Here is a 21157-nt window from a genome sequence, read left to right as displayed (position 1 = left end):
CGCACCTCGGCGTGCGGCTCGGCGACGCGGGCCGTGCGAGGCCGGCGTCCTGCCCGCCGTCATGGACGGTCCGAGCCGGGTGCTCGACCTCGGCCGGTCCCAGCGCTACGCCACCGCCGCCCAGCGCACCGCGCTAGCGGCCGCCCAGCGCACCTGTCAGCACGACAGCGGCTGCGACGTGCCCGCCGGGTTCTGCCACGCTCACCACCTCGACCCCTGGGCCTCCGGCGGCCGCACCGACCTCGCGCGCCTGCAGCCGCTGTGCCCCTTCCACCACCGGCTCGTCCACACCTCGACGACGCGGTCGCACCCGATGCGCAGGTGAGCTTGGCGGGGCATGATGAGCGGGTGCGGAGCCAGGCCGATCGCGACGAGACGACGCTCCGGATCGCCACGGGCGTCGTCTGGTTCACCAGCGTGCTCGCCCTTGCCGCGGGAACGTTCCTCGTGGTGGGGCTGACGGTCGGGTCACCCGACGTCGATGGCAGGGTCACGTTCTCCGTGGTGCTGGCGCTCGCGGCGTGGTGGGCCGTCCGCGGCACGGCACGGCCCACCGGAGCCCGGTCTCACCAGGGCTGAACGCCGATCTCGTCGCGGAACGTGCCGGTGGGGCCGTCGTCCGGGAGGGTCGCCAGCTCGAGGAAGACCGCGGCGCCCTGCTCGGGGGTGCGCGTGCCGCGGTGGCCGTTGAGGTCGGTGGCGACGTAGCCGGGGCAGCCGGCGTTGACGAGGATGCCCTCGGGCGCGAGCTCCTTGGCGTACTGCACGGTGATCGCGTTGAGGTAGGTCTTGGTCGGCGAGTAGACCGCCGAGAGCGGCCCGTAGGGCTCGGCCTGGGCGGTCTGCAGGCCGAGCGAGCCGACGGTGCTCGAGACGTTGACGATGCGGGGCGCGGCCGAGCGGCGCAGCAGCGGCAGCACCGCGTTGGTCACACGCAGCACGCCGATCACGTTGGTGTCGACCACCTCGAACAGCTGGGCGGGGCTGGCCAGGCTGGGCTCCTGCGGCGTCCCGCCGGTGATGCCGACGTTGTTGACCAGGACGTCGAGGCCGCCGAGCTGCTCGAGGTGGGCGGCGGCCGCGGCGACGCTCTCGTCGTCGGTGACGTCGAGCGCGACGCCGACGACGTCGAGGCCCTCGGCCCGCAGCTTCGAGACGGCGTCCTCGCGGCGGGCCTCGTCGCGGGCGCCGACGGCGACACGGAAGCCGAGCCGGCCGAGGCCCGCCGCGATGGCGAAGCCGATGCCCTTGTTGGCGCCGGTGACGAGCGCCGTCCTGGTGGTGGTCTGCGGGGTGTCTGCGGTCTCGGTCATGCCCCGATCGTGGGCTTGCGCTGCCCCGGCACACCAAGACCGAGTGCATCGCGCCCGATACCTCGTGGGTATCGCCCCAGGTGAGCGTCGTACCGTGGACGTCGTGGAGAACCTCGAGACCCGCGAGCTGCGCTACTTCACGGCCGTCGCCGAGGAGGCCCACGTCGGCCGCGCCGCCGAGCGGCTCGGCATGGCGCAGCCGCCGCTGTCGCGGGCCGTCGCCCGGCTCGAGCGCCGCCTGGGCGCCGACCTGTTCGTGCGCACGCCGCGCGGCATGACGCTCACCGCGGCCGGCGAGGTGCTGCTGCGCGAGGGCCGGGCCGCGCTCGCCCAGGTCGAGGCGGCCGAGCGCCGCACCCGCCGGGCAGCCGAGGCACGCGGCCGGGCGCCCGTCGTCCTCACCGCCAAGGCGGGCGCGTCGAGCGAGCTGATGGCCAAGCTGCTCGCCGCCTATGCGGCCGAGCCGGACGCCGTCGAGGTCGAGGTGGTGCTCAGCTCGCCCGGCCATCAGGCGCTGATGCTGCGCGACGGCCGCGCCGACGTCGCCATCCTGCACCGGCCGTTCGACGACCTGAGCGGCTTCGACACCGACGAGCTGCTCACCGAGAACCAGGTGCTCGTGCTGCCCGCCGGCCACCCGCTCAGCACGCGCGCGTCGATGTCGGTGGTCGAGGCGACCTCGATCCCCGACCTGCCGCCGCCGCGGTGGCCGCACCTCGACGGCACCTACCCCGACGGACCCGGACCCGAGCTGAGCGACCTCACCCAGGTGCTGCAGCTGGTGCGGCTCGGGCGGACGGCGATCGTGCTGCCCGAGTCGGCCCAGGTGAACCTGCGCGACGGGCTGGCCGTCGTCCCGCTGACCGACGCGCCGCGCGTCACCACCGTCATCGCATGGCCGCCGCACAGCACCTCGCCGGGCGTCGCCGGGCTGGTGCGGACGGCGTCCCGGCTCTAGCCGCCGCGCGCCACCCGGCGCGAGCCGAGCCAGAAGCCCACCCAGAGGGCGACGAGCACCACGCCCGCGGCCGCGAGCCCGGCACCCAGCAGCTGGGTCTCGGTGACGAACCTCGTGCCGGGAGCGACGGCCCCGTCGACGTCGAGCTCGGTGTAGGCGAACCACCCGTAGTCGGTGCGAGGCCGGTCGGCCACCAGCAGGACGACGGCGCCGGCCGCGGCCAGGCCCAGCGCGAGCACACCCCACAACCACCGCATCATGGGCGGACCCTACGAGCCCGACAGCCGTCCCCGCAGCACATCGACGCCGGGACCGGTGAGGTCGGCGAGCGCGACGGTGCGGCCGGTGACGGCCATGACGAGCGCCTCGCTCGGGCCGCGCAGCTCGGCGCCGTCGCCCTTCGCCCAGTCCTGGTCGGTGGCGACCAGCCGGAGCCCGGCGAGCCGTTTGCGGGGCGCGAAGCTGCGGGTGACCGACGTCGGCGTGGCGACGAAGTCGAGGGCGTGGCGCCAGTCCTCGGGCGGGGCGTCGACGGCGGCGCCCAGCGGCCGCGCCATGTCGCGCAGGTGGATCAGGCTGTCGACCATCGGCCCCCGCGGACCGATGACGGACGGGTCGAGCTCGGCGCCGGAGAGCTCGCGCAGCCGCGCCACCAGCTCGTCGGTCGGGCGGGACGCCGCGCGCCGCGCGTGGACGTCGACCATCCGGTCGAGCGAGCCGCGGTGGCGCACCAGCGCGCCGAGCAGCCCGAGCGTCGTCATGCCCGACTCCAGCGGCTCGACCAGGTGCGCGGCGACCTCCCGCACCGTCCAGCCGACGCACAGGCTCGGCGTCCGCCACTGCTCGGGGGTGAGGCCGGCCAGCAGGTCCGCCGCGCGGCGGCGGTTGTCGGTGGCGATGCGGTAGGCGGTGGCGTGGTCGGTCACGGCTCGGCTCCTCGCGGTCGGCGGCACGTCGAGCCTCACACACCTGGCGCCCCAGCCGTTTGTAGCGATACAGTTGCGTCATTGGTTGACACAAACCTCGGGAGATTCTCCATGACCTCGACGCTCGTCCTGGCCGCTGGCCTCGTCGTGATCGCCAGTGGGTTCACCTACGCCCAGCTGCGGTCGACACGGGAGAACATCGACGACGAGATGGACTCGCTCGCCGCGACCGTCGACGCACCCCTGACCACCGAGGTGCGGCAGTGGCTCGCCCCGCAGCTCGAACGTCGCACGCTCTACCCGGGGATCGGTCTCGTCTGGGGCATTGCGCTGGCCAGCCTCCTGGTGACCGATGGTTGGTATGACGCACCCTGGTACTGGTTCTCGACACTGGTCGGGGCTGGGTTCGGCCTCGTGCTCGGGCAGCTGGTCGCGGCGTACCGGACGACGCCACCGCCGCTCGGCGCCATGCGGACCGCAGATCCGGTCGGACGCCGTGTGGCCACGTCGTTCAGCCGGCCCCGGCGGCTGATGCTGCGGACGGCGGTCGTCATCGCGGCAGCCACGCTCGCCACGGCCGTCGCCCTGGACGCGAGCAGCTCGAGCGACACTGCCGGCCGCGCCGTCCTCGTCAGCGGCGTCATCCTGGTGCTGGCGGTCACCGACTACGTGGCCATCGCGGTCGTGCTCGCACGCCCGGTGCGCTCGAGCACGCCCGAGGGTCGAGCGTGGCAGAAGGCACTGCTGGCCCGGTCAGTGGGCGAGACCCCGCGCGGGACGTTGTTCAGCGCACTGTTCGGCGTCGGGGTCGTCGGCTACACGACCGCGCTCGAGCTGGACGACCTGCCCGCCGTGATGACCGCACTTACCGCTCTTCTCGTCGGCGGGCCCATCGCTGCGACGGCGGTAGCGGCGCTCGTCCACCGTCGTCCGCATCGCGCGGGGCCCGCAGAATTCATCGGAGGACGCGCCACCCCGTGAGCATCGTCATCGACACGGCGTCGAACGTCCCGCCGTACGAGCAGCTGCGCGCGCAGGTGGCGGCGATGGTGGCGGACGGGCGGCTACCCGCCGGCACCCGACTGGCGACGGTGCGCCAGATGGCCTCCGACCTCGGGCTCGCGGCCAACACCGTGGCCCGTGCCTACCGCGAGCTCGAGGCCGACGGCGTGATCGAGACCCACGGCCGACGCGGCACCTTCGTGCGTTCCGTCCAGCGCGAGAGCGGTGCTCTCGCGCGTCTCGTCGCCGACTACGTCGCCAACGCCCGCGCCCTGGGCCTCACCTGTCCCGAAGCGCTGCGGCTGGTCGAGAACCGCTGGACCACCTGACCCGGCCGCTTACCCGTCCTCGCGACGTGTCGCGCCCTCCTCGCGCACCTCACGCGCCTTCTCGCGCAGCGTGGCCTCCTTGCGCTCCTTCTTCTCCAGCTGCCGGACGTCGCGCGGGGGCAGGCGGACGTCGTCCTCGCTGGGCTGGCCGGCCTGCAGCTGGCGGCTGCGCTCGATCTCGGCGTCCAGCTCGGCGCCGAGCAGGAGGGCGATGTTGGTGAGCCAGAGCCACAGCAGGAAGGCGATGACGCCGCCGAGGGCGCCGTAGGTCTTGTCGTAGGAGGAGAAGTTGGCGACGTAGAAGCCGAACGCCACCGACAGCAGCGCCCAGGCGAGGATCGCGACGACGGCGCCGACGCTGATCCAGCGGAAGCGCGGCTGCCGCACGTTGGGCGTGAAGTAGTAGAGCAGCGCGACGATCACGACCACGAGCCCGGCCAGCACCGGCCACTTGACGATCTGGAAGACCAGCACGGTGGTGTCGCCGAGGCCGATGCGTTCCCCGATGGACGTCGCCACGGGTCCGCTCACCACCAGCAGCGCGAGCACGGCCGCCACCAGGACGACGATGACCGCGGTGAGCAGCAGCATCGCGGGCCGCAGCTTCCACACCGGCCGGCCCTCGCCGATCTCGTAGATGCGGTTCATCGCGCGGCCGAAGGCACCGACGTACCCGCTCGCCGACCACAGCGCACCGGCGAGTCCGAGCACGAACGCGAAGCCGGCGGCCTGCGAGCCGCTGAGGTCGCGCAGCGTCGGGCCGATCGAGTCGACGACGCCACCGGCGCCGAGGTCGGACAGGACGCCGAGCACCTCGTCGACCGCCTGCGTGCCCTGCCCGACCAGCCCGAGCAGCGACGTCAGCGCGATCGCGGCCGGGAAGAGCGCGAGCACCGCGTAGTAGGTGAGGGCGGCGGCGAGGTCGGTGCACTGGTCGTCGCTGAACTCCGCCAGCGTCGTGCGCAGCGCGAGCCTGCGGGCCGGCGGGCTCAGCTGGGTGGGCGAGTCGGGCTTGGCGCCGGCCTCGGGGTCGGGCCGCTGCTCGAGCTCGGCCGCGGACTCCTCGCCCCCCTCGGGGGCGTCGGGGTCGGTGTCGGGGTCGGTCTCGGCGGGCCGATGGGTGGGCATGAGCAGGCTCCTTCGGCCGTGGGGCTGACCCGTCGAGCCTGTCGCCACCCGCCCCTCGCCTCCTGCGCCTGACCGGGTGAGAGGAGGGGTGAACCTGCCAGACTCGGACCGTGGCCGAGCCGAACGAGGAGTCCGCGAGCGTGCGCGACCACCTCGCCAACGAGCGCACCCAGCTGGCCTGGCTGCGCACCGGTGCGGCGGTGATGGTGGTCGGCCTGGCCCTCGCCCGCTTCGCCGACGGCGGGGGCGTGGACGCCGCCAGCCTCACCGCGGGCGGCGTGCTCATCGCTGCGGGCGCCGGCGTCGCCGCCTACGGTCTGCGGCGCTACCGCCGCATCGGCGTCGAGCTGCGCCACGGCCTCTCCCCCACCGCCGCGTCCACCCGCGGCCCGACGCTCGCCTCGGCCGCGGTGCTGCTCGCGGTGGTGGTGGCCGCCGTCGTCCTGGTGACGACGGGGTAGGGAGCCGTCACCCTCGTTGCGCGAAGTGCCGGCGAACGGCCGCGGCCTGGTCGGTCGTCAGGCGCCACCGTGTGTAGGGGACGCTCTGCCAGCCCTGCGCGCGCAGCCAGGCGCGGATCGTCCTGGGGCTGATGCCGAGCTCGGCGCCGAGCTCCTTCGGAGTGACTTCGTCCATGGCTGCTATATCAGTCTGACCATCGGTGGCGGTGGACGATTGAGCGCTCGCGCGCGGCCCCGGCGCCGTACTCGTCGCCGACCTCGCCCGTCTGCTTGGTCACCACGAGGGCCGCAAGGTCGGGCTCACCGCGTCGGCGGCAGTCGACACCGACGAGGTCGAGCAGCCGGCCGAGTCCGTTGGTGGCGTGAGTCAGCCGCGCCCCGACCTTCAGCTCGCCGTAGGTCGCCGTGCCGCCGGAGCGCGCTACTCCGATGAGGAAGGTCCTCACCCGAGGCATCACCTCGACGTCGGTCGAGCTCACCGTGAGCGTCCTGCCCTTGACCTCGAACTTCTCGCTCTGCCGGAGCACCCGAGCATTATGGCCACGAGGGACCGCTCAGCGCGGCCCGAGCACCCGCCGCAGGTAGGGGTTCTCGAAGCGGCCGCGGGGGTCGCGGCGGGCGAGAACGGCGCGGAAGTCGTCGAAGCGGGGGTAGGCGGCGCGGAGGGCGGTGGCGTCACAGGCGAAGGCCTTGCCCCAGTGGGGGCGGGCGCCGAGCGGCAGCAGGGCGGCCTCCACGTCGGGCAGCACCGCGGCGACGGCGTCCACGTCGAGCTTGAAGGTGAAGTGGACGGCAAGGCTGTCGCGGCCGGACGACGGGCTCAGCCACGCCTCGTCCGCGGCGACCCGGCGCAGCTCGCTGACGTGCAGCAGCGGCGCGACCACCGGGGCGAGCGCGCGCATGGCGGCCACGGCGTCGGCGGCGGCCTCGGCCGGCAGCAGGTACTCGGCCTGGATCTCCTCGCCGGCGCTGGGCAGGAAGTCGCTGCGGAAGTGCGGCAGCCGCTCGTGCCAGGGGCCGTGCGAGCCGAGCTGCGGTGTCAGGTTCTCGACCGGCATCCCGGGCAGCATGTGCAGCGGCTCGGCGGCCTCGCGGGCACCGAGCCCGGCGAGCACCTCGACGGCGTCGCCGCCGGCGCCACCGGGCACCCGCTTGACCCACACCTGCTCGACCTCGTCGGTGTCGTAGCGGGTGAACAGGCTGACGCTGTAGCCACCGCCGAGGACGTCGTCCCACCGCGGCAGCAGCGCCTCCCACGTGAGCCCCTCGAAGACCCGCGACTCCACCTCGAACGCCGGCACCGTGGCCAGCTCGACGCGGTGCACGACGCCGAACGCGCCGAGCCCCACCGAGACCGCCGCGAAGTCGTCGTCGCCGCGCGCCACCCGCTGCGCCACGCCGTCGGCGTCGACCAGCTCGACCGCGACCACCTGCGACGACAGCGCCGGGTTGCCGACGCCCGAGCCGTGGGTGCCGGTCTGCACCGCGCCGGCCACCGAGATGTGCGGCAGCGAGGCCAGGTTGGGCAGCGCCCGCCCCTGCTCGTGCAGCACGGCGGCGAGCTGGGCGTGCGTCAGGCCGCCCGGCGCGCTCACGACACCGGTGCCGGGGTCGAGCCGCACGTCGTCTGGCATCGCCTCGAGGCTCACCTGCACGCCGTCGGCGTCGGTGTCGGCGGCGTCGTTGAAGGAGTGCCGGGTGCCGACCGCCTTGACCCGCTCGTGCGCGGTGACCGCCTCGGACAGCTCGGCCACCGACGTCGGCGTCAGCCGCGCCGAGGCCTGGTAGGTGACGTTGCCGGCCCAGTTCTTCGCGGGGACGTCGGCTCGGGTCGGCAGGTCTCGCTCCACCTCGCCAACCTACGGGCGGCCCTCACAGCTCGCGGCGAAGGTGGACGTCGTCGACCCCGGCCCCGTGCTCGAGGAAGGTGCGCCGCGCGGCCGCGTCGTGCGCGTAGACCCGAAGGTGCACGTCGCGCACGCCGAGCGCCCGCACGTGCCGCACGAGCGCGCCGAGCAGCGACTTGGTCAGCCCCTGGCCGCGGAACGGCTCGAACAGGTCGAGGGTGTTGCCGAGGAAGTCGACCGGCCCCTCCGGCCCGTCGGGCCGCACGAGCGTCGCCCACGCCCGGCCCACGGGCTCGCCGTCCGGGCCCATGGTGCCGGTCATCAGCAGCTCGTCGTCGGGCGGCGACGCGCCGGCGATGCGCCGCAGCTGGTCGTCCATGCGCGCCATCGGCGCGCCGGGCGCCGGCAGCACGCCGGCGCGCTCCATGCCGGCCCGCAGGAACTCCCGCGCCTCCTCGGCGAACCGCTGCCGCTCCTCGGGCGTCATCGGCCGGACGGCGACGCGCCGGTCGTCCTGCAGCTCGGGTGCGGCGTCGGGATCGAGCCGCTTCGAGACACCGGTCATGGTGGCGAGGTAGCCCGCATGCTGGAAGGCACCGGCCAGAGCGGGGGCGACGGCCGTCGTCACGACGTCGGCGCCCCACTCCCGGGCGTGGGCGGCGAGCGCGTCGGCCAGGTGCGACCACACCTCGCGCCGCTCGGCGGGCACGGTGGTCTGCAGCAGCCGGACGGCGCACCGCACCACCGGCCCCTCGCGCTTGAGGGTCAGCACCGCACCACCCACCACGACGTCGCCGGCGACGACGTCGAGCGCCCGCCAGTCGTCGACGTCGTCGCGCCCGGGCAGCGGAGCGCCGGCCGCCGCCTGGTCGGCGCGCCACCGGGCGAGGTCGGCGTCGGCCATCGGCACGACGCGCACCGAGGTCACCGGACCCGGCGCACCTTCGAGACCGCCGCCTGCACCCGCGTGCTGCCCAGCAGCCGGACGACGTAGCCGGTCTTCGCGCCGGCGTTGCGGTCGGCCACGACCAGCCGGTCGACGTCGCCCTGCCCGTCGAGCGTGCGCTGCGCGACCTGCTGGAAGCGGCCGCCGCTCAGCACGCGCAGCACCTTCACCCGCTCACCGGCCAGCGACGAGGCTCCGGTGACCCGCAGCACGTCGGCGGCGGGGCCGTTGTCACGGCCGGCCAGGCCGATGGACGCCGTCCCCCGGCCGGAGCCGAAGCCCACCGTCCGCCGGGCACCGGCGTCGGCGTCGCCGTCGACCGGCGGCCAGTCGGAGTCGGCGACGGTCTCACCGGTCGCGACCAGCAGGCGCCCGCCGGTCTCGGCCGCCCTCGGCGTCTGCTGCTCGTCGGCGACGACGAACGAGAACGCACCGTCGTCGTCGGTGGTCACGCTGCTCGTGAGCAGCCGCTTGCCGCCGACGAGGATGCCGGCGTCGGGATCGCGACCCGGCACCACCTCGACGCCGCGCTGGAAGGCCAGGTCGACCTTGCGGAAGGGCAGGTCCACGCCGTCTCCGAGCGTCAGCCGACCGGTGAAGGACTGACGGCCGCCGGGGCCGGCCGCCGGCCCGGGGGTCAGCACCAGTCGGGCCTGTCCTGCCTGGAAGCCGAGGCTCGACACCCCGGAGGTCCCGGCCATGCGGGCCTCGAGGACCCACTGCCCCGCTGCGGGCTGCCACTGGACCGGGGCGTAGCCGTCGGCGGCGGTGGTCGCCGGCGTCCACGTCTCGGGCGGCGTCTCGCCCTGCTGGTAGAGGCGGTACTCGACCGGCTGGCGGCCGATCGGCTGGCCCTGCTGGTCGTAGGAGCCCACGGCCAGGTCTCCCACGGCGTACTCGTCGAGGTCGAAGGCATCGAGGTCGAAGCTCACCGGGCCCGCCGAGGTGGGCTCCGGCGTGTAGGCGGCGGCCTCCACCTCGACGACCGGGTCGACGCCGTCCTCGAAGGCGTCGACGTCGGTGGTGTTGACGTAGTAGGTCTGCGTCGTGCCGGCGGGCTGGGTGGTGGCGACCTGGCCCGTGCCGTCGGTGTAGCCGACGACGTTGCCATTCGAGCGACGCCGCACCTCGGCCCCCGCGATGCCGAAGCCGTTCTGGTCGTCGACGAAGAAGGTCACCTCGGTGGCCTCGCCGGCGGGCTTCGGTCCGTTGGTGCTCGCGCTCGCCTGGGTGATCGTCTGCCGGTAGAGCGTGATCGGCTCGACGTGGTCGCTGTCGAGCTCAGCCCGCACGGCGAGCGTGTCTCCGACGGCGGCGTCGAACGCTCGCAGGTCGAGCACGCCGTCGAACTCGCCACCGAAGGCGACGCTGCCCTCCGGACCCTTGATGGGCGATGCCTCGACCTGCGCGTTGGTGCGCCAGGCGTACTCGCCGTCCTCGGCGCGCCACGCCTCGAGCACGACGTTCCCCGCGTTGGCGCCGGTCGTGCCGCTGACGACCAGCAACCGGCCCGTGCGGTCGCTGTCGGCGTACGGCTGGCGGAAGAACCCACCCTCGCTCTCGGCGAACAGGCTCCGCGTCTGCTCGCCGCCGACGACGCGGACGCCGGTGCGCCGCGCGAAGCTGGTGCCTCCGGTCGTGGTGGCGCGGGCCCGGAGCGCGACCGTGCGGCCGACCAGGTCGCCGTCGGGAGTTGCGGTGGGGTCCCAGTCGGTGACGGCGTAGCCGGTCATGGTGCCGCTCGTGGCGGTGATCTCGGTCCAGCCCGACGCGCCGTTGGCGGCCTGCGGGTCGAGGTTGTAGTCCCAGCCGACGACGGCGGTGGGGTCGGCCGTCTGCAGGGCCAGCCGCACCGTGTCGTCCCTGCCGTCCCAGCGCACGCTGGCGACGGGCGAGGCCCCCGCCTGGCTGAGCAGGGCGACGCCCGGGCCGGCGGCGGAGGTCGCAGGAGCGGGGGCGAGGGCGAGACCGGTGACGGCAAGGGCCGCGACGGCGCTCGTCGCCAGGCCCCGGGTCGTGAGACTGGGCATGGCGGCGAGCCTAGGTAGCGGCGAGGGGGCCCCGCCGGGTTATGGGAGAACCCGGGTGAGGCCCCGACCCGCTCAGGCCGGGTAGGGCAGCAGCGTCGCGTTCACCGACTCCCAGGCCGAGCGCAGCGCGGCCAGGTCGGCGGGACGTCGCTTGGCCAGGTCGGCCTGCTCGCGCTGGTCGGCGCCGAGGTCGTAGAGGTGGTCGACGCCGTCCGGGGTGCGCAGGTACTTCAGCTCGCCGCGTCGCAGCGCCCGCATGGTGCGGGTGCGCCAGAACAGGTCGCGCTCGGGCACCTCACGGCCGCGGAACAGGTGCGGCACCAGGCTGGTGCCGTCGAGCGGGTAGGCCGGGTCGGGCTCGGCGCCGGCCAGCTCGAGGAAGGTGGCGGTCCAGTCGGTGGTGTAGACGGGCACGTCGCTGACCTGGCGCTTGCCGATGCGGCCGGGCCACGACACGATCATCGGCACCCGGATGCCGCCCTCGTTCACGCTGGCCTTGTTGCCGGTGAACGGCCAGTTGTAGCTGAACCGCTCGCCGCCGTTGTCGCTCTGGAACAGCACGATGGTGTCGCGGTCCTGGCCGGTGCGGCGCAGCTCGTCGAGCACCCGGCCGATCGAGCGGTCGAGGCTCTCGACCATCTCGGTGTACTTCTCCAGCGACCCGCCGTCGTCGTGGAACAGCGCACGCGGCACACCCGCCTGCACCTTGGCGGTGATCTCGTCGCTGACCGCCTTGTCACCGCGGCCCTCCCACGGCCAGTGCGGGGTGGTGAAGTTCAGGTTGAACAGCCACGGCCGCGACTGGCGGGCGTTGCGGCGCACGACGTCCACGGCCTTCTCGGTGAGGATGTCGGTGTAGTAGCGCGGGTCCTTGACCTGCTGCTCGCCCTCCCACAGGTCGTAGCCGTCCTTGGCGTACAGCTTGCTGAAGTAGTCGAGGCCGCCGGAGTAGTTGCCGTAGAAGTAGTCCCAGCCCGACTTCAGCGGCGAGAACCACGGCAGGAAGCCGCCGTGCCACTTGCCGACCATGGACGTCGCGTAGCCCTGCGCGCGCAGCAGCGAGGCGAGCGTGGGGTGCTCGGGCGGGATGCCGGCCGTCGGCGCGGGCGCCGCGATCGGCTCCTGCAGGCCGCCGGGGGTGCGGCCGGGGTGGCGCCCGGTGTAGAGCGCGAAGCGGGTGGGCGAGCACACCGCGCCGGCCGAGTAGCCGTCGGTGAACCGCAGGCCGGACGCCGCCAGCCGGTCGAGGTTCGGCGTCTCGATGTTCGGCGACCCGTAGACGCCGAGGTCGGCGGCGCCGAGGTCGTCGGCCAGGATCACCAGGATGTTGGGCCGGGGCACCCGGCCCCGCTGGGCCACGGCGCGGAAGGGCTGCTCGGCGGCTGCTGGCCCGGCGGCACCGGTGGCACCGACGGCGCCGGCCGCACCGAGGGCGCCGACGGCCGCGCCGGCGAGGGTGCGCCGGTGGAGGCCGCGGGTGGCGGGGGTGGACTGCGTCATGCGGGGGGTCTCCTCGTCATTGTCTATTGACTCGCTAGAGACCATAGACCCGCTCGTCACGCGGTCGACGGCGGGTGTCGGCGTGCGGACAGGGGTGGCTTGCACATCGCTGACAGCGGATGGCAACCCGATGGCAAGCCGCCCCGGTGAGGCTCCTGCCACCGCACGACGCCGATCGACACCGGCGTCACCACCCGAGAGGAACCACGATGTCCACGCTCCGCACCCGACCTCACCGGGCCGCCCTGGCCGCCACCGCCGCCGCCCTGCTGCTCGCCCTCACCGCCTGCGGCGGGGACGACGGCGGCGCCGACGGCACCGACGGGGGCAGCGGCGACGCGGCCGCCGACGCCGCGGCCGACCTCGACGACGTCCGCAGCGGCGACGTGCCCGAGGAGTGCGTCGAGGCGTTCCCGCTCGCCATCGAGCCGGCCGACCTCGCCGACGTCTCGCTGCGCCCGTCCGACTTCCCCGAGCCGCCGGTCGACGCGACGCTCTGCAGCACCAGCTCGACCCTCGACGACTCGATCATGACCGCCGACTACGTCACCGGGGCCGGCGAGGCCGAGGTGCTCGACGGCTACGAGGCCGCGTTGGCCGACTACGAGGTGCTGCGCGACGACAGCAGCGGCATCGACACCGTCACCGCCGACCTCGGCGAGGGCGTCTTCGTGCAGGTCACCCCGGGCGACGGCACCTTCAGCGTCGCCTTCGGCACCGAGTGAGGGCCTAGGCCCGCCAGGTCACCCGGGAGAGCGTGCCGTCGCACGCCTCCCGGGTGCCACCGTGGAGTGGTGACCACCATCGCCGAGCTGCTCGTCCGATCCCTCGCCGACCACGGCGTCCGCCAGATGTGGGGCGTGGTCGGCGACGCGCTCAACCCGTTCACCGACGCGATCCGCCGCGAGGAGCGGCTCGAGTGGATCGGGGTGCGCCACGAGGAGGCCGCCGCGTTCGCCGCCTCGGGCGTCTCGCAGGCCACCGACGACCTCGCGGTGTGCCTGGGCACCGTCGGGCCGGGCGCCATCCACCTGCTCAACGGCCTCTACGACGCCAAGAAGTCGCGCACGCCGGTGCTGGCGATCTGCGGCCAGGTGCCGCGCGCCGAGATGGGCACCGACTTCTTCCAGGAGGTCGACAACGACGTGATCTTCAGCGACGTCGCGGTCTACTGCCAGACGATCACCTCGCCCGAGCAGGCCGGAGTCGCGATCACCGCGGCGGTCAACGCGGCGCTGCAGCAGCGCGGCGTCGCCGTGCTCACCTTCCCCGGCGACGTCGGCGAGCTCGACGTCCCCTCGGGCACCCCGGTGCCGCGCTTCGAGCGGCAGCGCCCGGTGGCCGAGCCGCAGCCGGACGCCGTCCGCGAGGCCGCTGCGGCGATCAACGCCGCCGACAAGGTGACGCTGCTCGTCGGCGCCGGCGCGCTCGCGGCCCGCGACGACGTGCTGCGGCTCGCCGAGCGGGTGCAGGCGCCGATGGTGCTCAGCCTCAAGGCCAAGGCCGGTCTCGAGCACGACAACCCGTTCCAGGTCGGGCAGTCGGGCCTGATCGGCAACCCGGCCACCGCGCTCGCGTTCGCGGGCTGCGACACCCTCGTCATGCTCGGCACCGACTTCCCCTACCCGGAGTTCCTGCCCGAGGGCAAGACCGTCGTGCAGGTCGACCTCGAGGGCGCGCACGTCGGACGCCGCACCCCCGTCGACCACGCCGTCGTCGGCGACGCCGGCCGCGCCCTGCAGGCGATGCTGCCGCTGCTGGAGGACAAGCCCGAGCGCAAGGCCACCAAGCACCTCGAGCACGCCCGCGAGGCCTTCGAGCTGTGGCAGAAGGGCCAGGCGCACCTCGCCGACCCCGACTACGACCGCAAGCGGGTCGGCGTCCTGCGCAAGCTGGTCGACAACCCCGACGCCCGCATCCGGCCCGAGCTGCTCGCCGCCGCAGTCGACCGGCACGCCGCCGACGACGCCGTGTTCACCACCGACACCGGCATGGCGGTTGTGTGGCTCTCGCGGTTCGTCTCGATGTCGGCCGGACGCCGGCTCGTCGGCTCCTACAACCTCGGCTCGATGGCCAACGCGCTGCCGCAGGCGCTCGGCATCCAGGCGCTCGACCGCTCCCGCCAGGTGATCTCGTTCAGCGGCGACGGCGGGCTCAGCATGCTGATGGGCGAGCTGCTCACCGCCGTCGCCTACGACCTGCCGGTCAAGATCGTCGTCTTCGACAACGGCCGCCTCGGCATGGTGAAGCTCGAGATGGAGCAGGTCGGCATGCCCGAGTTCGGCACCGTGCTGCACAACCCCGACTTCGCCAGGGTCGCCGAGGCGATCGGCCTGCGCGGCATCCGGGTCGAGCAGCCGGGCGACGTCGACGCCGCCGTGGCCGAGGCGCTCGCGCACGACGGCCCGGTGCTGCTCGACGTGCTCACCAACCCCGACGAGATCGCCGTGCCGCCCAAGCCGACGCTCAGCCAGGCCTGGGGCTTCGCGATCGCCAAGAGCAAGGAGTTCGTGACCAGCCCGGAGTAACCGGGGCCGGCGCCGGCGGTCGCCTCAGGCGTGGCCGGCCGACGCCTCGGGGCCGTCGACCTCGAAGGCCTTGTCGTCGGGCTCGACCGCCTCGTCGTGCTCGGCCACGCCCATCTCGGAGCCGGCGGTCGGCGCGCCCGCGGCGGTGCCCTCGACCTCGGGTCCGGGGGTGACGTCGGCGTCGATGCGCTCGGGCTCGTTCTGGTGCTCGCTCATGCCCCGAACCTAGGCGGAGCCCCCGTCAGCCCCGCCACACCTGTGCGGACGCGATCGCCTCCAGCTCGGGAAGGGTGAGCAGCGGCTGGTCGGCGGTCACCGGGGAGTCGGCGCCCCACTTGTGGTCGACGGTGTTCGCCGTCGAGACGTACACCCAGCCCCCGTCGACCGGTGCCGTCGCGGTCACGGTCGTCACGTCGCCGTACCGTCGGACGCCGTCGTCGTCACCGGGCTCGCCGACCGCGTCGGCGACGGCGTAGGTCGCCTCGTCGCCGTCGCGGGTCGTCACGGTGACGTAGCCGGGCTCGGGCGGGTCGACGGGCGTCGGCTGCAGCATCACCTCGACGGAGCCGCGCTCGCCGTCGGCGTTCTCGAGGACGGCGCCGAGGCGGCCGCGCTCGTCGAGCGACTCCGACCGGACGACGTCGACACCCGCGGGTAGCAGCGTCTCCAGCCGGAGACCGATCTCACCGGCCGGGACGTCGGCCCACGCCGGGGTCGGGCCGCCGAGCGCCTGCTGCCACTCCGGCGGCAGCTGCCGCCACTGGTACTGCGGGACGTCGTCGGGCCGGGTCGGCTCGGCGCCCGCGGCCGGCCGCCCGGGGTCGACGGTCGGCGCGACGGTGGGCGCCACGGAGGGCGGCGTCGTCCCGGCCGGGTCGACGCCGCGGACGGCGGGCTGGCCGCCGCCGAGCGCCACGACCGTGGCGACGCTCGCGGCCGCGAGGCCGGTCACGGCGAGCCCGGCGGTCCGGGCCTGCCGGCGCCGGCGCAGGGCCCGCCCCCGCTCAGCGGCGCCGGCGAGCCCGCGGGGCGGGTCGGCGTCGACGAGGGTGCGGGTGAGCAGGTCGCGCAGCTCGCGCTCGTGCAGGTCGTGGTCGCTCATGCCGGGTCTCCTGGGGTCGTGGCCGGTCGGACGGGTCCGACGGGGTCGCTGAGCTGCTCGCGCAGCCGGCGCAGGGCGCGCAGGCTGCGGTTCTTCACGGCGGCCTCGGTGAGGCCGAGGGCGACGGCGGTCTCGTGCAGGCTGCGGTCCTCCCAGTAGCGCCCCACCACGACGGCCCGGTCGAGCGGGGCCAGCGTCGCGAGCGAGGCCAGCAGGGCGAGCCGGTCGGCGTGGTCGACGCCGTCCGGCCGCGCGGCCACGTCGGGCGTCTGCGCCACCGGCAGCTCGGTGCTGCTGCGACGCCGCCGCCGGGAGAGGAAGGTGTTGACGAGCATCCGGTGCACGTAGGCGACGGGGTCGTCGGCGGCACGCACCCGCCGCCACGAGGCGTAGGCCCGCGCGAGCGTGGCCTGGGCCAGGTCCTCGGCGGCGTGCGGTCGACCGGTCAGCAGCAGCGCGCTGCGGTAGAGGTGCGTGCCGCGCGCCGCCATGAACTCGGCGAACTCGGCGTCGTCGCGCTCCCTGCGTCCCACGTGCTGTCCCTCCGTCGGCGTCCTCACCCCAACAGACGCAGCAGACCGGCGAGAAGGTCTCAGGCCAGACTGTGCGTCGTGAGCGAGCTGCCCCTCGACGAGACCACCCGCGTGCGCCGGCTGCCGGAGCGGCAGCGCACCGAGCGGGCCGAGCTGGACGCCGTCCTCGACGCCGCGATGGTGGCGCACGTCGGTGTGGTGCGCGACGGGCAGCCGGTGGTGATCCCCTTCGCGTCGGCGCGCGACGGCGACGGGCTGCTGCTGCACGGCTCGACCGGGGCGGGCCTGCTGCGCGCGGCCGCGGCGGGCGAGCCGGTGTGTGCGACGGTCACCCTGCTCGACGGCCTCGTGGTGGCGCGGTCGGTCTTCGACCACTCGATGAACTACCGCAGCGCGGTGGTGCTGGGCGTCCCCGAGGTGCTCGAGGGCGAGGCGAAGGAGCGGGCGCTGCAGGTGATCACCGACCACCTGCTGCCCGGCCGGACGAGCGAGGTGCGGGCCTCGACCCGCAAGGAGCTCGCCGCGACGCTGGTGGTGCGGCTGCCGCTCGACCGGGCGAGCGTGAAGGTGCGGGCGGCGCCGGCCACGACGGCGCCCGACGACGGCGAGGACCGCGGCACGTGGGCGGGCGTCGTCCCGCTGCAGACGTGGGCGGGCGACCCGCAGCCGCACCACGACGTGCCTGACGGCGTCGAGGTGCCGGAGTCCGTGCGCGCGGCGGTGGCCGCCACGCGCACCCCACGACGCTGACCCGTCCCCTATAAGCGACGGGTCAGCGTGGTGGATCAGCCGAACAGGTCCTCCAGGCTGCGGCCGGTGCGGGGGATGGCGAGCCAGGCGGCCCAGGTGAGGTCGCGGCCGACGTAGCGCGGCGCGGTCAGCGGCCACGAGGCGGCGATCCAGCCGGGGACGAAGGCGTCGAGGGCGGCCTCGACCTCGCTGCCGACGTGCTCGTCGCGCACCCACCACGAGATGTCGGCGTCCGCGCCGGGCTTGTCGGTGGGGTCGATGTAGACGCAGCCGAGCAGCTCGGTCTCGGCCGGGTCGAACAGCGCGTAGTTGAACGACAGGTGGGCCTCGGCCTCGTCCCAGTGGTGCTGCAGGTCCTCGCGGTCCTGCTCCGCGCTCATCTGCTCGGGCGGCCAGCCCCACGCCTCGCCGTAGATCGACCACAGGCGCTCACGCGACCCGTTGACGGCGGGCAGGTCGAGCTCGGTGTCGTCGGGGTGGATGGGACGCAGGTGGTGCCCGGTGGGCAGCTCGACGCGGGTGGGGTGTTGCCAGCCGGCGGGCAGCCAGGGGGTCTCGGCGGTGGGTTCGGTCGGGGGTTCGGTGGTGGTCATGGGCCGAGCCTGCGGGGCGCTGCTTGCCTCACCCTTGCCCGGCGGCGAAGCGCAGGCAGCCCTGCTCGGCCACGACGGCGTCGCGTGCGGCCCGGGCGGCGGTCGCTTCCGCGGGCCGACCGAGCGCGTCGAGGCACGCCGCCCGCTGACCGTGCAGCCGCGCGAGGACGACGCGCTCGCCGCTCTCCTCGCTCAGCGCGACCGCGCGGTCGAGCACGGTGAGGGCGGCGGCGTGGTCGCCGGCCGCGACCTCGACGTCGGCCACGACGGCGGCGACGAGCGTGCCGAACATGTGCCGGCCGTCGTCGAGGTAGTCGGCCGCGGCCGCGCGGGACGCCGTCCGGGCCGCGTCGACGTCGTCCGCCTGCGCCAGCGCCCAGGCCAGCGGCGGCAGCGCGAAGGTCTCGAACGGCCCGAAACCGGCCTCCTCGGCGGTGCGGCGGGCCCGCTCGGCGCGGGCGCGGGCCTCGTCGGGCCGGCCGAGCCACACCGCCCGCCACGCCTGGAGGATGTCGAGGTAGGCGGTCGTGTAGGGGTGGTCGAGCCGCTCGGCCGCGGCGTCGGCGGCACCGGCGTCGGCCGCCGAGAGCGTGCCGTCGTCGTCCGAGGCGACGGTGAGCGTGAACGCCGACCAGCCGTGCATCACCGCCACGGGGTCCTGGGCGAAGACCTCCAGCGGGGCGTCGGTGAGGCCGGCCGCGCGGGCGAGGCCGGCCGCCAGGTGGTCGCGGGCCTCGTCGAGGCGGCCCTCGAGCAGCCGCAGCTGGCCGAAGGCCTGCTGCTCGGCCACCTCCAGCCAGGGTGGGGCGCCGAGGTCGGCGGCCGCCATCGCCTCGACCGCCGCGTCGGCCGTGGCCAGCTCGCCGGCGACGAGCGCCGACCCGAACCGGCCCCACTGCCCGAGCACCCGCTGCTCGGTGGTGCCGACCCGGCCGGCGAGCTCGACGGCGCGCGCCCGCTGCTCGACCACCTCGGCCGACTCGTACCCCGCGCTCTGCGACAGCAGCGCCGCGAGCCGCAGCCGCACCTCGAGCTCGAGCGGCTCGCCCTCGGCGGGCGGCAGCTGCGGGGCGAGGTCGAGGGCGCGGCGCAGCAGGTGCTCGGCATCGGCGAGGGCGAGGCGGCGCGAGGCGACGCGCGCCGCCCGCAGCGCGGCACCGACCGCCGCGGCGGGGTCGCCGAGCAGCCCGGCGCTCAGGTAGTGGTGGGCCACCCGGTGCGCCAGGGCCGCACCCTCGGGCTCGGCGCCGTGGCGCGCCACCAGCGCCTCGGCCGCCTGCGCGTGCCAGGTCGCCCGGCGCACCGGACCCACCGACGCCTCGAGCACCTCCTGCACCAGCGCGTGCGCGAACCGCTGCCCGCCGGCCGTGGCGGCCGGCTCGAGCAGCCCCAGCCCGGTGGCCCGGTCGACGGCGTCCGCGACGTCGGCCACCGGCCGGGCCAGCACGGTGCCCAGCAGCGGGACGTCGAACTCGCGCCCGAGCACGGCGGCCGCGCCGAGCACGTCGCGGTCACCGGCGGCCAGCACGCGCAACCGGCTCTCGACGACGGCGCCCACCGACCGCGGCACCGGCACGTCGGCGCGGCCGCCCCGCTGGCGCTCCTGGTCGAGCAGGCGGGTGAGCTCGACGAGGTAGAACGGGTTGCCGTCGGTGCGCTCGCGCAGGGTGAGGGCGACACCGTGGCGCAGCGGCGTGCCGAGGTGGTGCGAGACCAGCGCGTCGACGTCGCCGACCTCGAGGCCCTGCAGGGCCAGCACGGTGCCCCGCGCCCGGCCCACCGCGGCCTCGAGCCGGGTGGCGGCGTCGTCCGGTCGCGTCGTGCCGACCAGGGCGAGCCGCCCCGAGCGCACCGTGGCCAGCAGGTAGTCGACCAGCGCCAGCGTCTCGGGGTCGGCCCAGTGCAGGTCCTCCAGCACCACGACCACCGGCCGCTCCCCCGCGCCGGCCGTCAGAGCACGGGCCACCGCGTCGAACAGCCGCACCCGAGCCCGCGCGGCGCCCACGCCGCCGTCGGCAGGCCCGGTCTCGCCCAGCCCCGGCACGAGGACGGCGAGCTCGGCCGCCTGCGGCTCGGTGAGCGCCGCACGCAGCGCGTCGACGCCGACCTGCCCGGCCAGCCCGTCGAGCGCCTGCTCCCACGGCCACAGCGCGCCGGCGCCGCCGTCCCAGCAGGCGCCGGCCACCACGACCGCGGAGCCGTCGGCCTCCAGCCCGTCGCGCAGCGCCTCCACCAGGTGTGTCTTGCCGATGCCCGGCTCGCCGACCAGCAGCGCCGCGGACGGCGTGCCCCCGGCCGCGGCGGCCACCACCTCGCGCAGCGCAGCGAGCTCGTGGTCGCGGCCCACGAGCGGCGGGGCGTCGTCGCCCGAGGTCACCGGCGTCACCGGCGTCACCGGCGGCGTCGGCACGGACGGAGCCGGCGGCTCCGACACCTCGGCCGGCGCCGGGCGGACGACGTCCAGCGCCGGGTCCTGCTGCAGCATCCGGCCCCACAGCCGCTGCAGGTCGGCGCCGGGGTCGACGCCGAGCTCGTCGGCGAGCAGCCGCCGTCCGGTCTCGTAGACGGCGAGCGCGTCGGCCTGGCGGCCGGCGCGGTAGAGCGCAAGCATCAGCGCGCCGCGCAGCGCCTCGCGCAGCGGGTGCTCGGTGACCAGGCCGGGCAGCGTGTCGAGCAGCCCGTCGTGACGGCCGAGCGCGAGGTCGGCCTCGGCCAGCAGCTCGTGGCAGGCCAGCCGTTGCTCGTCGAGCCGGTCGGCCTCGAGCCGCGCGAACTCGCCGCGCACGTCGAGGTAGGGCCGGCCGCGCCACAGCGCGAGGGCGTCGGCGGCGGCCCGTCGGGCCGGCTCGAGCCGGCCCTCGGCGAGCAGCCGGCGCGCCGCCACCAGCCCCGAGGCGAGGCCGGCGGCGTCGATCTCGCACACCTCGTCGTCGAGCCGGTAGCCCGCCGGCTCGGTCACCAGCAGCGGCCGCTCCTCCGCGGTGCGCAACGCGCCGCGCAGCCGCGAGACGACGCCGTGCATCGTGGCCGGCACCCCGGTCTCGCCCCAGACGCGGTCGAGCAGCACCTCGTAGGGGACGACGCGGCCGGCGTCGACCACGAGCGCGGCCAGCACCTCCGACCGCCGGCGCGGACCCAGGTCGAGCGGGCCGTCGGGCCCGGTGACGACGACCGGCCCGAGCACGCCGATGTGCAGCCGCCCGGTCACGGC

24 protein-coding genes are annotated in these 21157 nt (G+C 75.2%); 9 read left to right on the top strand and 15 right to left on the bottom strand.

The window, feature by feature from the left end:
- The first annotated feature begins 61 nt into the window (after positions 1–61).
- Together ABEA04_RS05510 and ABEA04_RS05505 are read left to right on the top strand one after the other, a co-directional pair.
- On the top strand, positions 62–325 hold the full coding sequence (locus tag ABEA04_RS05510; protein WP_345455341.1) for an HNH endonuclease signature motif containing protein: 264 nt from the start codon (positions 62–64) through the stop codon (positions 323–325).
- Between the two features lie 23 nt (positions 326–348).
- Entirely contained in the window at positions 349–579 is a 231-nt protein-coding gene (locus ABEA04_RS05505; protein WP_345455339.1) for a hypothetical protein, read from the top strand.
- Here ABEA04_RS05505 and ABEA04_RS05500 read toward each other — a convergent pair.
- Positions 567–1313 carry an SDR family oxidoreductase gene (locus ABEA04_RS05500; RefSeq protein WP_345455337.1) on the bottom strand — a complete coding sequence of 249 codons (747 nt, stop codon included), beginning with the start codon at positions 1311–1313 and terminating at the stop codon, positions 567–569. The genes ABEA04_RS05505 and ABEA04_RS05500 overlap by 13 nt on opposite strands.
- Positions 1314–1416: 103 nt before the next feature.
- Between ABEA04_RS05500 and ABEA04_RS05495 the strand changes: the two genes are divergently transcribed.
- Positions 1417–2271 (top strand): LysR family transcriptional regulator, encoded by an 855-nt coding sequence (locus ABEA04_RS05495; protein WP_345455335.1) that lies wholly within the window; start codon positions 1417–1419, stop codon positions 2269–2271.
- Here ABEA04_RS05495 and ABEA04_RS05490 read toward each other — a convergent pair.
- Positions 2268–2531 (bottom strand): hypothetical protein, encoded by a 264-nt coding sequence (locus ABEA04_RS05490; RefSeq protein WP_345455333.1) that lies wholly within the window; start codon positions 2529–2531, stop codon positions 2268–2270. The genes ABEA04_RS05495 and ABEA04_RS05490 overlap by 4 nt on opposite strands.
- A 9-nt stretch (positions 2532–2540) precedes the next feature.
- Positions 2541–3197 (bottom strand): maleylpyruvate isomerase family mycothiol-dependent enzyme, encoded by a 657-nt coding sequence (locus tag ABEA04_RS05485; protein WP_345455331.1) that lies wholly within the window; start codon positions 3195–3197, stop codon positions 2541–2543.
- Positions 3198–3308: 111 nt separating this feature from the next.
- On the opposite strand from ABEA04_RS05485, the gene ABEA04_RS05480 reads away from it, so the two are divergent.
- Complete coding sequence (locus ABEA04_RS05480) at positions 3309–4178, top strand: hypothetical protein (RefSeq protein WP_345455329.1); 870 nt, start codon at positions 3309–3311, stop codon at positions 4176–4178.
- The gene (locus ABEA04_RS05475) at positions 4175–4528 is read left to right on the top strand and encodes a GntR family transcriptional regulator (RefSeq protein WP_345455327.1); all 354 of its coding nucleotides are present in this window, start codon (positions 4175–4177) and stop codon (positions 4526–4528) included. The genes ABEA04_RS05480 and ABEA04_RS05475 overlap by 4 nt, the downstream gene beginning before the upstream one ends.
- Before the next feature lie 9 nt (positions 4529–4537).
- Here ABEA04_RS05475 and ABEA04_RS05470 read toward each other — a convergent pair whose 3' ends face one another.
- Positions 4538–5656, bottom strand: coding sequence for a YihY/virulence factor BrkB family protein (locus ABEA04_RS05470; RefSeq protein ID WP_345455325.1), 1119 nt, complete (start codon positions 5654–5656; stop codon positions 4538–4540).
- Between the two features lie 110 nt (positions 5657–5766).
- Here ABEA04_RS05470 and ABEA04_RS05465 point away from each other — a divergent pair, with 110 nt between their 5' ends.
- Entirely contained in the window at positions 5767–6117 is a 351-nt protein-coding gene (locus tag ABEA04_RS05465; protein WP_345455323.1) for a DUF202 domain-containing protein, read from the top strand.
- Between the two features lie 7 nt (positions 6118–6124).
- Here the strand turns inward: ABEA04_RS05465 and ABEA04_RS05460 are convergent, their stop codons facing one another.
- From ABEA04_RS05460 to ABEA04_RS05435, 6 genes are all read right to left on the bottom strand, one after another.
- A complete protein-coding gene (locus ABEA04_RS05460) occupies positions 6125–6292 on the bottom strand; it encodes a MerR family transcriptional regulator (protein ID WP_345455321.1) in 168 nt (55 codons plus the stop codon).
- 10 nt (positions 6293–6302) lie between these two features.
- The gene (locus ABEA04_RS05455) at positions 6303–6644 is read right to left on the bottom strand and encodes a hypothetical protein (protein ID WP_345455319.1); all 342 of its coding nucleotides are present in this window, start codon (positions 6642–6644) and stop codon (positions 6303–6305) included.
- 27 nt (positions 6645–6671) lie between these two features.
- Positions 6672–7967, bottom strand: a complete 1296-nt coding sequence (locus ABEA04_RS05450) for a D-arabinono-1,4-lactone oxidase (protein ID WP_345455317.1) — start codon at positions 7965–7967, stop codon at positions 6672–6674.
- A 22-nt stretch (positions 7968–7989) separates the two neighbouring features.
- On the bottom strand, positions 7990–8892 hold the full coding sequence (locus ABEA04_RS05445; RefSeq protein WP_345455315.1) for a GNAT family N-acetyltransferase: 903 nt from the start codon (positions 8890–8892) through the stop codon (positions 7990–7992).
- Positions 8889–10940 carry a hypothetical protein gene (locus tag ABEA04_RS05440; RefSeq protein ID WP_345455313.1) on the bottom strand — a complete coding sequence of 684 codons (2052 nt, stop codon included), beginning with the start codon at positions 10938–10940 and terminating at the stop codon, positions 8889–8891. Before ABEA04_RS05440 ends, ABEA04_RS05445 begins: the two co-directional genes overlap by 4 nt.
- Before the next feature lie 72 nt (positions 10941–11012).
- Positions 11013–12440, bottom strand: a complete 1428-nt coding sequence (locus ABEA04_RS05435) for a sulfatase-like hydrolase/transferase (RefSeq protein WP_345455311.1) — start codon at positions 12438–12440, stop codon at positions 11013–11015.
- A gap of 209 nt (positions 12441–12649) precedes the next feature.
- On the opposite strand from ABEA04_RS05435, the gene ABEA04_RS05430 reads away from it, so the two are divergent.
- Both ABEA04_RS05430 and ABEA04_RS05425 read left to right on the top strand, forming a co-directional pair.
- Positions 12650–13165: a hypothetical protein gene (locus ABEA04_RS05430; protein WP_345455309.1), complete on the top strand. Its 516-nt coding sequence runs from the start codon at positions 12650–12652 to the stop codon at positions 13163–13165.
- A 69-nt stretch (positions 13166–13234) separates the two neighbouring features.
- Positions 13235–14968, top strand: a complete 1734-nt coding sequence (locus tag ABEA04_RS05425; RefSeq protein WP_345455307.1) for a thiamine pyrophosphate-dependent enzyme — start codon at positions 13235–13237, stop codon at positions 14966–14968.
- A 24-nt stretch (positions 14969–14992) separates the two neighbouring features.
- Here the strand turns inward: ABEA04_RS05425 and ABEA04_RS05420 are convergent, their stop codons facing one another.
- From ABEA04_RS05420 to ABEA04_RS05410, 3 genes are read right to left on the bottom strand one after another with little or no spacing between them, the layout of a single operon-like run.
- On the bottom strand, positions 14993–15184 hold the full coding sequence (locus ABEA04_RS05420; protein WP_345455305.1) for a hypothetical protein: 192 nt from the start codon (positions 15182–15184) through the stop codon (positions 14993–14995).
- A gap of 25 nt (positions 15185–15209) precedes the next feature.
- Positions 15210–16070 carry a hypothetical protein gene (locus ABEA04_RS05415; protein WP_345455303.1) on the bottom strand — a complete coding sequence of 287 codons (861 nt, stop codon included), beginning with the start codon at positions 16068–16070 and terminating at the stop codon, positions 15210–15212.
- Positions 16067–16603, bottom strand: coding sequence for a SigE family RNA polymerase sigma factor (locus ABEA04_RS05410; RefSeq protein WP_345455301.1), 537 nt, complete (start codon positions 16601–16603; stop codon positions 16067–16069). The genes ABEA04_RS05415 and ABEA04_RS05410 overlap by 4 nt, the downstream gene beginning before the upstream one ends.
- Positions 16604–16681: 78 nt before the next feature.
- Here ABEA04_RS05410 and ABEA04_RS05405 point away from each other — a divergent pair, with 78 nt between their 5' ends.
- Positions 16682–17353, top strand: a complete 672-nt coding sequence (locus tag ABEA04_RS05405; protein ID WP_345455299.1) for a pyridoxamine 5'-phosphate oxidase family protein — start codon at positions 16682–16684, stop codon at positions 17351–17353.
- 35 nt (positions 17354–17388) lie between these two features.
- Here the strand turns inward: ABEA04_RS05405 and ABEA04_RS05400 are convergent, their stop codons facing one another.
- Positions 17389–17946, bottom strand: a complete 558-nt coding sequence (locus ABEA04_RS05400) for a GNAT family N-acetyltransferase (protein WP_345455297.1) — start codon at positions 17944–17946, stop codon at positions 17389–17391.
- A gap of 28 nt (positions 17947–17974) precedes the next feature.
- Entirely contained in the window at positions 17975–21154 is a 3180-nt protein-coding gene (locus tag ABEA04_RS05395; protein ID WP_345455295.1) for an ATP-binding protein, read from the bottom strand.
- Positions 21155–21157: the final 3 nt, after the last annotated feature.

Source organism: Nocardioides marinquilinus (assembly GCF_039543705.1).
GTDB lineage: Bacteria > Actinomycetota > Actinomycetes > Propionibacteriales > Nocardioidaceae > Nocardioides > Nocardioides marinquilinus.
This window is presented reverse-complemented; position numbering and strand designations above follow the sequence as displayed.

Coding starts and splice junctions, on each gene's coding strand:
- ABEA04_RS05510 (WP_345455341.1), top strand. CDS start 62: ATGGACGGTCCGAGCCGGGTGCTCGACCTCGGCCGGTCCCAGCGCTAC.
- ABEA04_RS05500 (WP_345455337.1), bottom strand. CDS start 1,313: ATGACCGAGACCGCAGACACCCCGCAGACCACCACCAGGACGGCGCTC.
- ABEA04_RS05490 (WP_345455333.1), bottom strand. CDS start 2,531: ATGATGCGGTGGTTGTGGGGTGTGCTCGCGCTGGGCCTGGCCGCGGCC.
- ABEA04_RS05480 (WP_345455329.1), top strand. CDS start 3,309: ATGACCTCGACGCTCGTCCTGGCCGCTGGCCTCGTCGTGATCGCCAGT.
- ABEA04_RS05470 (WP_345455325.1), bottom strand. CDS start 5,656: ATGCCCACCCATCGGCCCGCCGAGACCGACCCCGACACCGACCCCGAC.
- ABEA04_RS05460 (WP_345455321.1), bottom strand. CDS start 6,292: ATGGACGAAGTCACTCCGAAGGAGCTCGGCGCCGAGCTCGGCATCAGC.
- ABEA04_RS05440 (WP_345455313.1), bottom strand. CDS start 10,940: ATGCCCAGTCTCACGACCCGGGGCCTGGCGACGAGCGCCGTCGCGGCC.
- ABEA04_RS05435 (WP_345455311.1), bottom strand. CDS start 12,440: ATGACGCAGTCCACCCCCGCCACCCGCGGCCTCCACCGGCGCACCCTC.
- ABEA04_RS05430 (WP_345455309.1), top strand. CDS start 12,650: ATGTCCACGCTCCGCACCCGACCTCACCGGGCCGCCCTGGCCGCCACC.
- ABEA04_RS05420 (WP_345455305.1), bottom strand. CDS start 15,184: ATGAGCGAGCACCAGAACGAGCCCGAGCGCATCGACGCCGACGTCACC.
- ABEA04_RS05415 (WP_345455303.1), bottom strand. CDS start 16,070: ATGAGCGACCACGACCTGCACGAGCGCGAGCTGCGCGACCTGCTCACC.
- ABEA04_RS05400 (WP_345455297.1), bottom strand. CDS start 17,946: ATGACCACCACCGAACCCCCGACCGAACCCACCGCCGAGACCCCCTGG.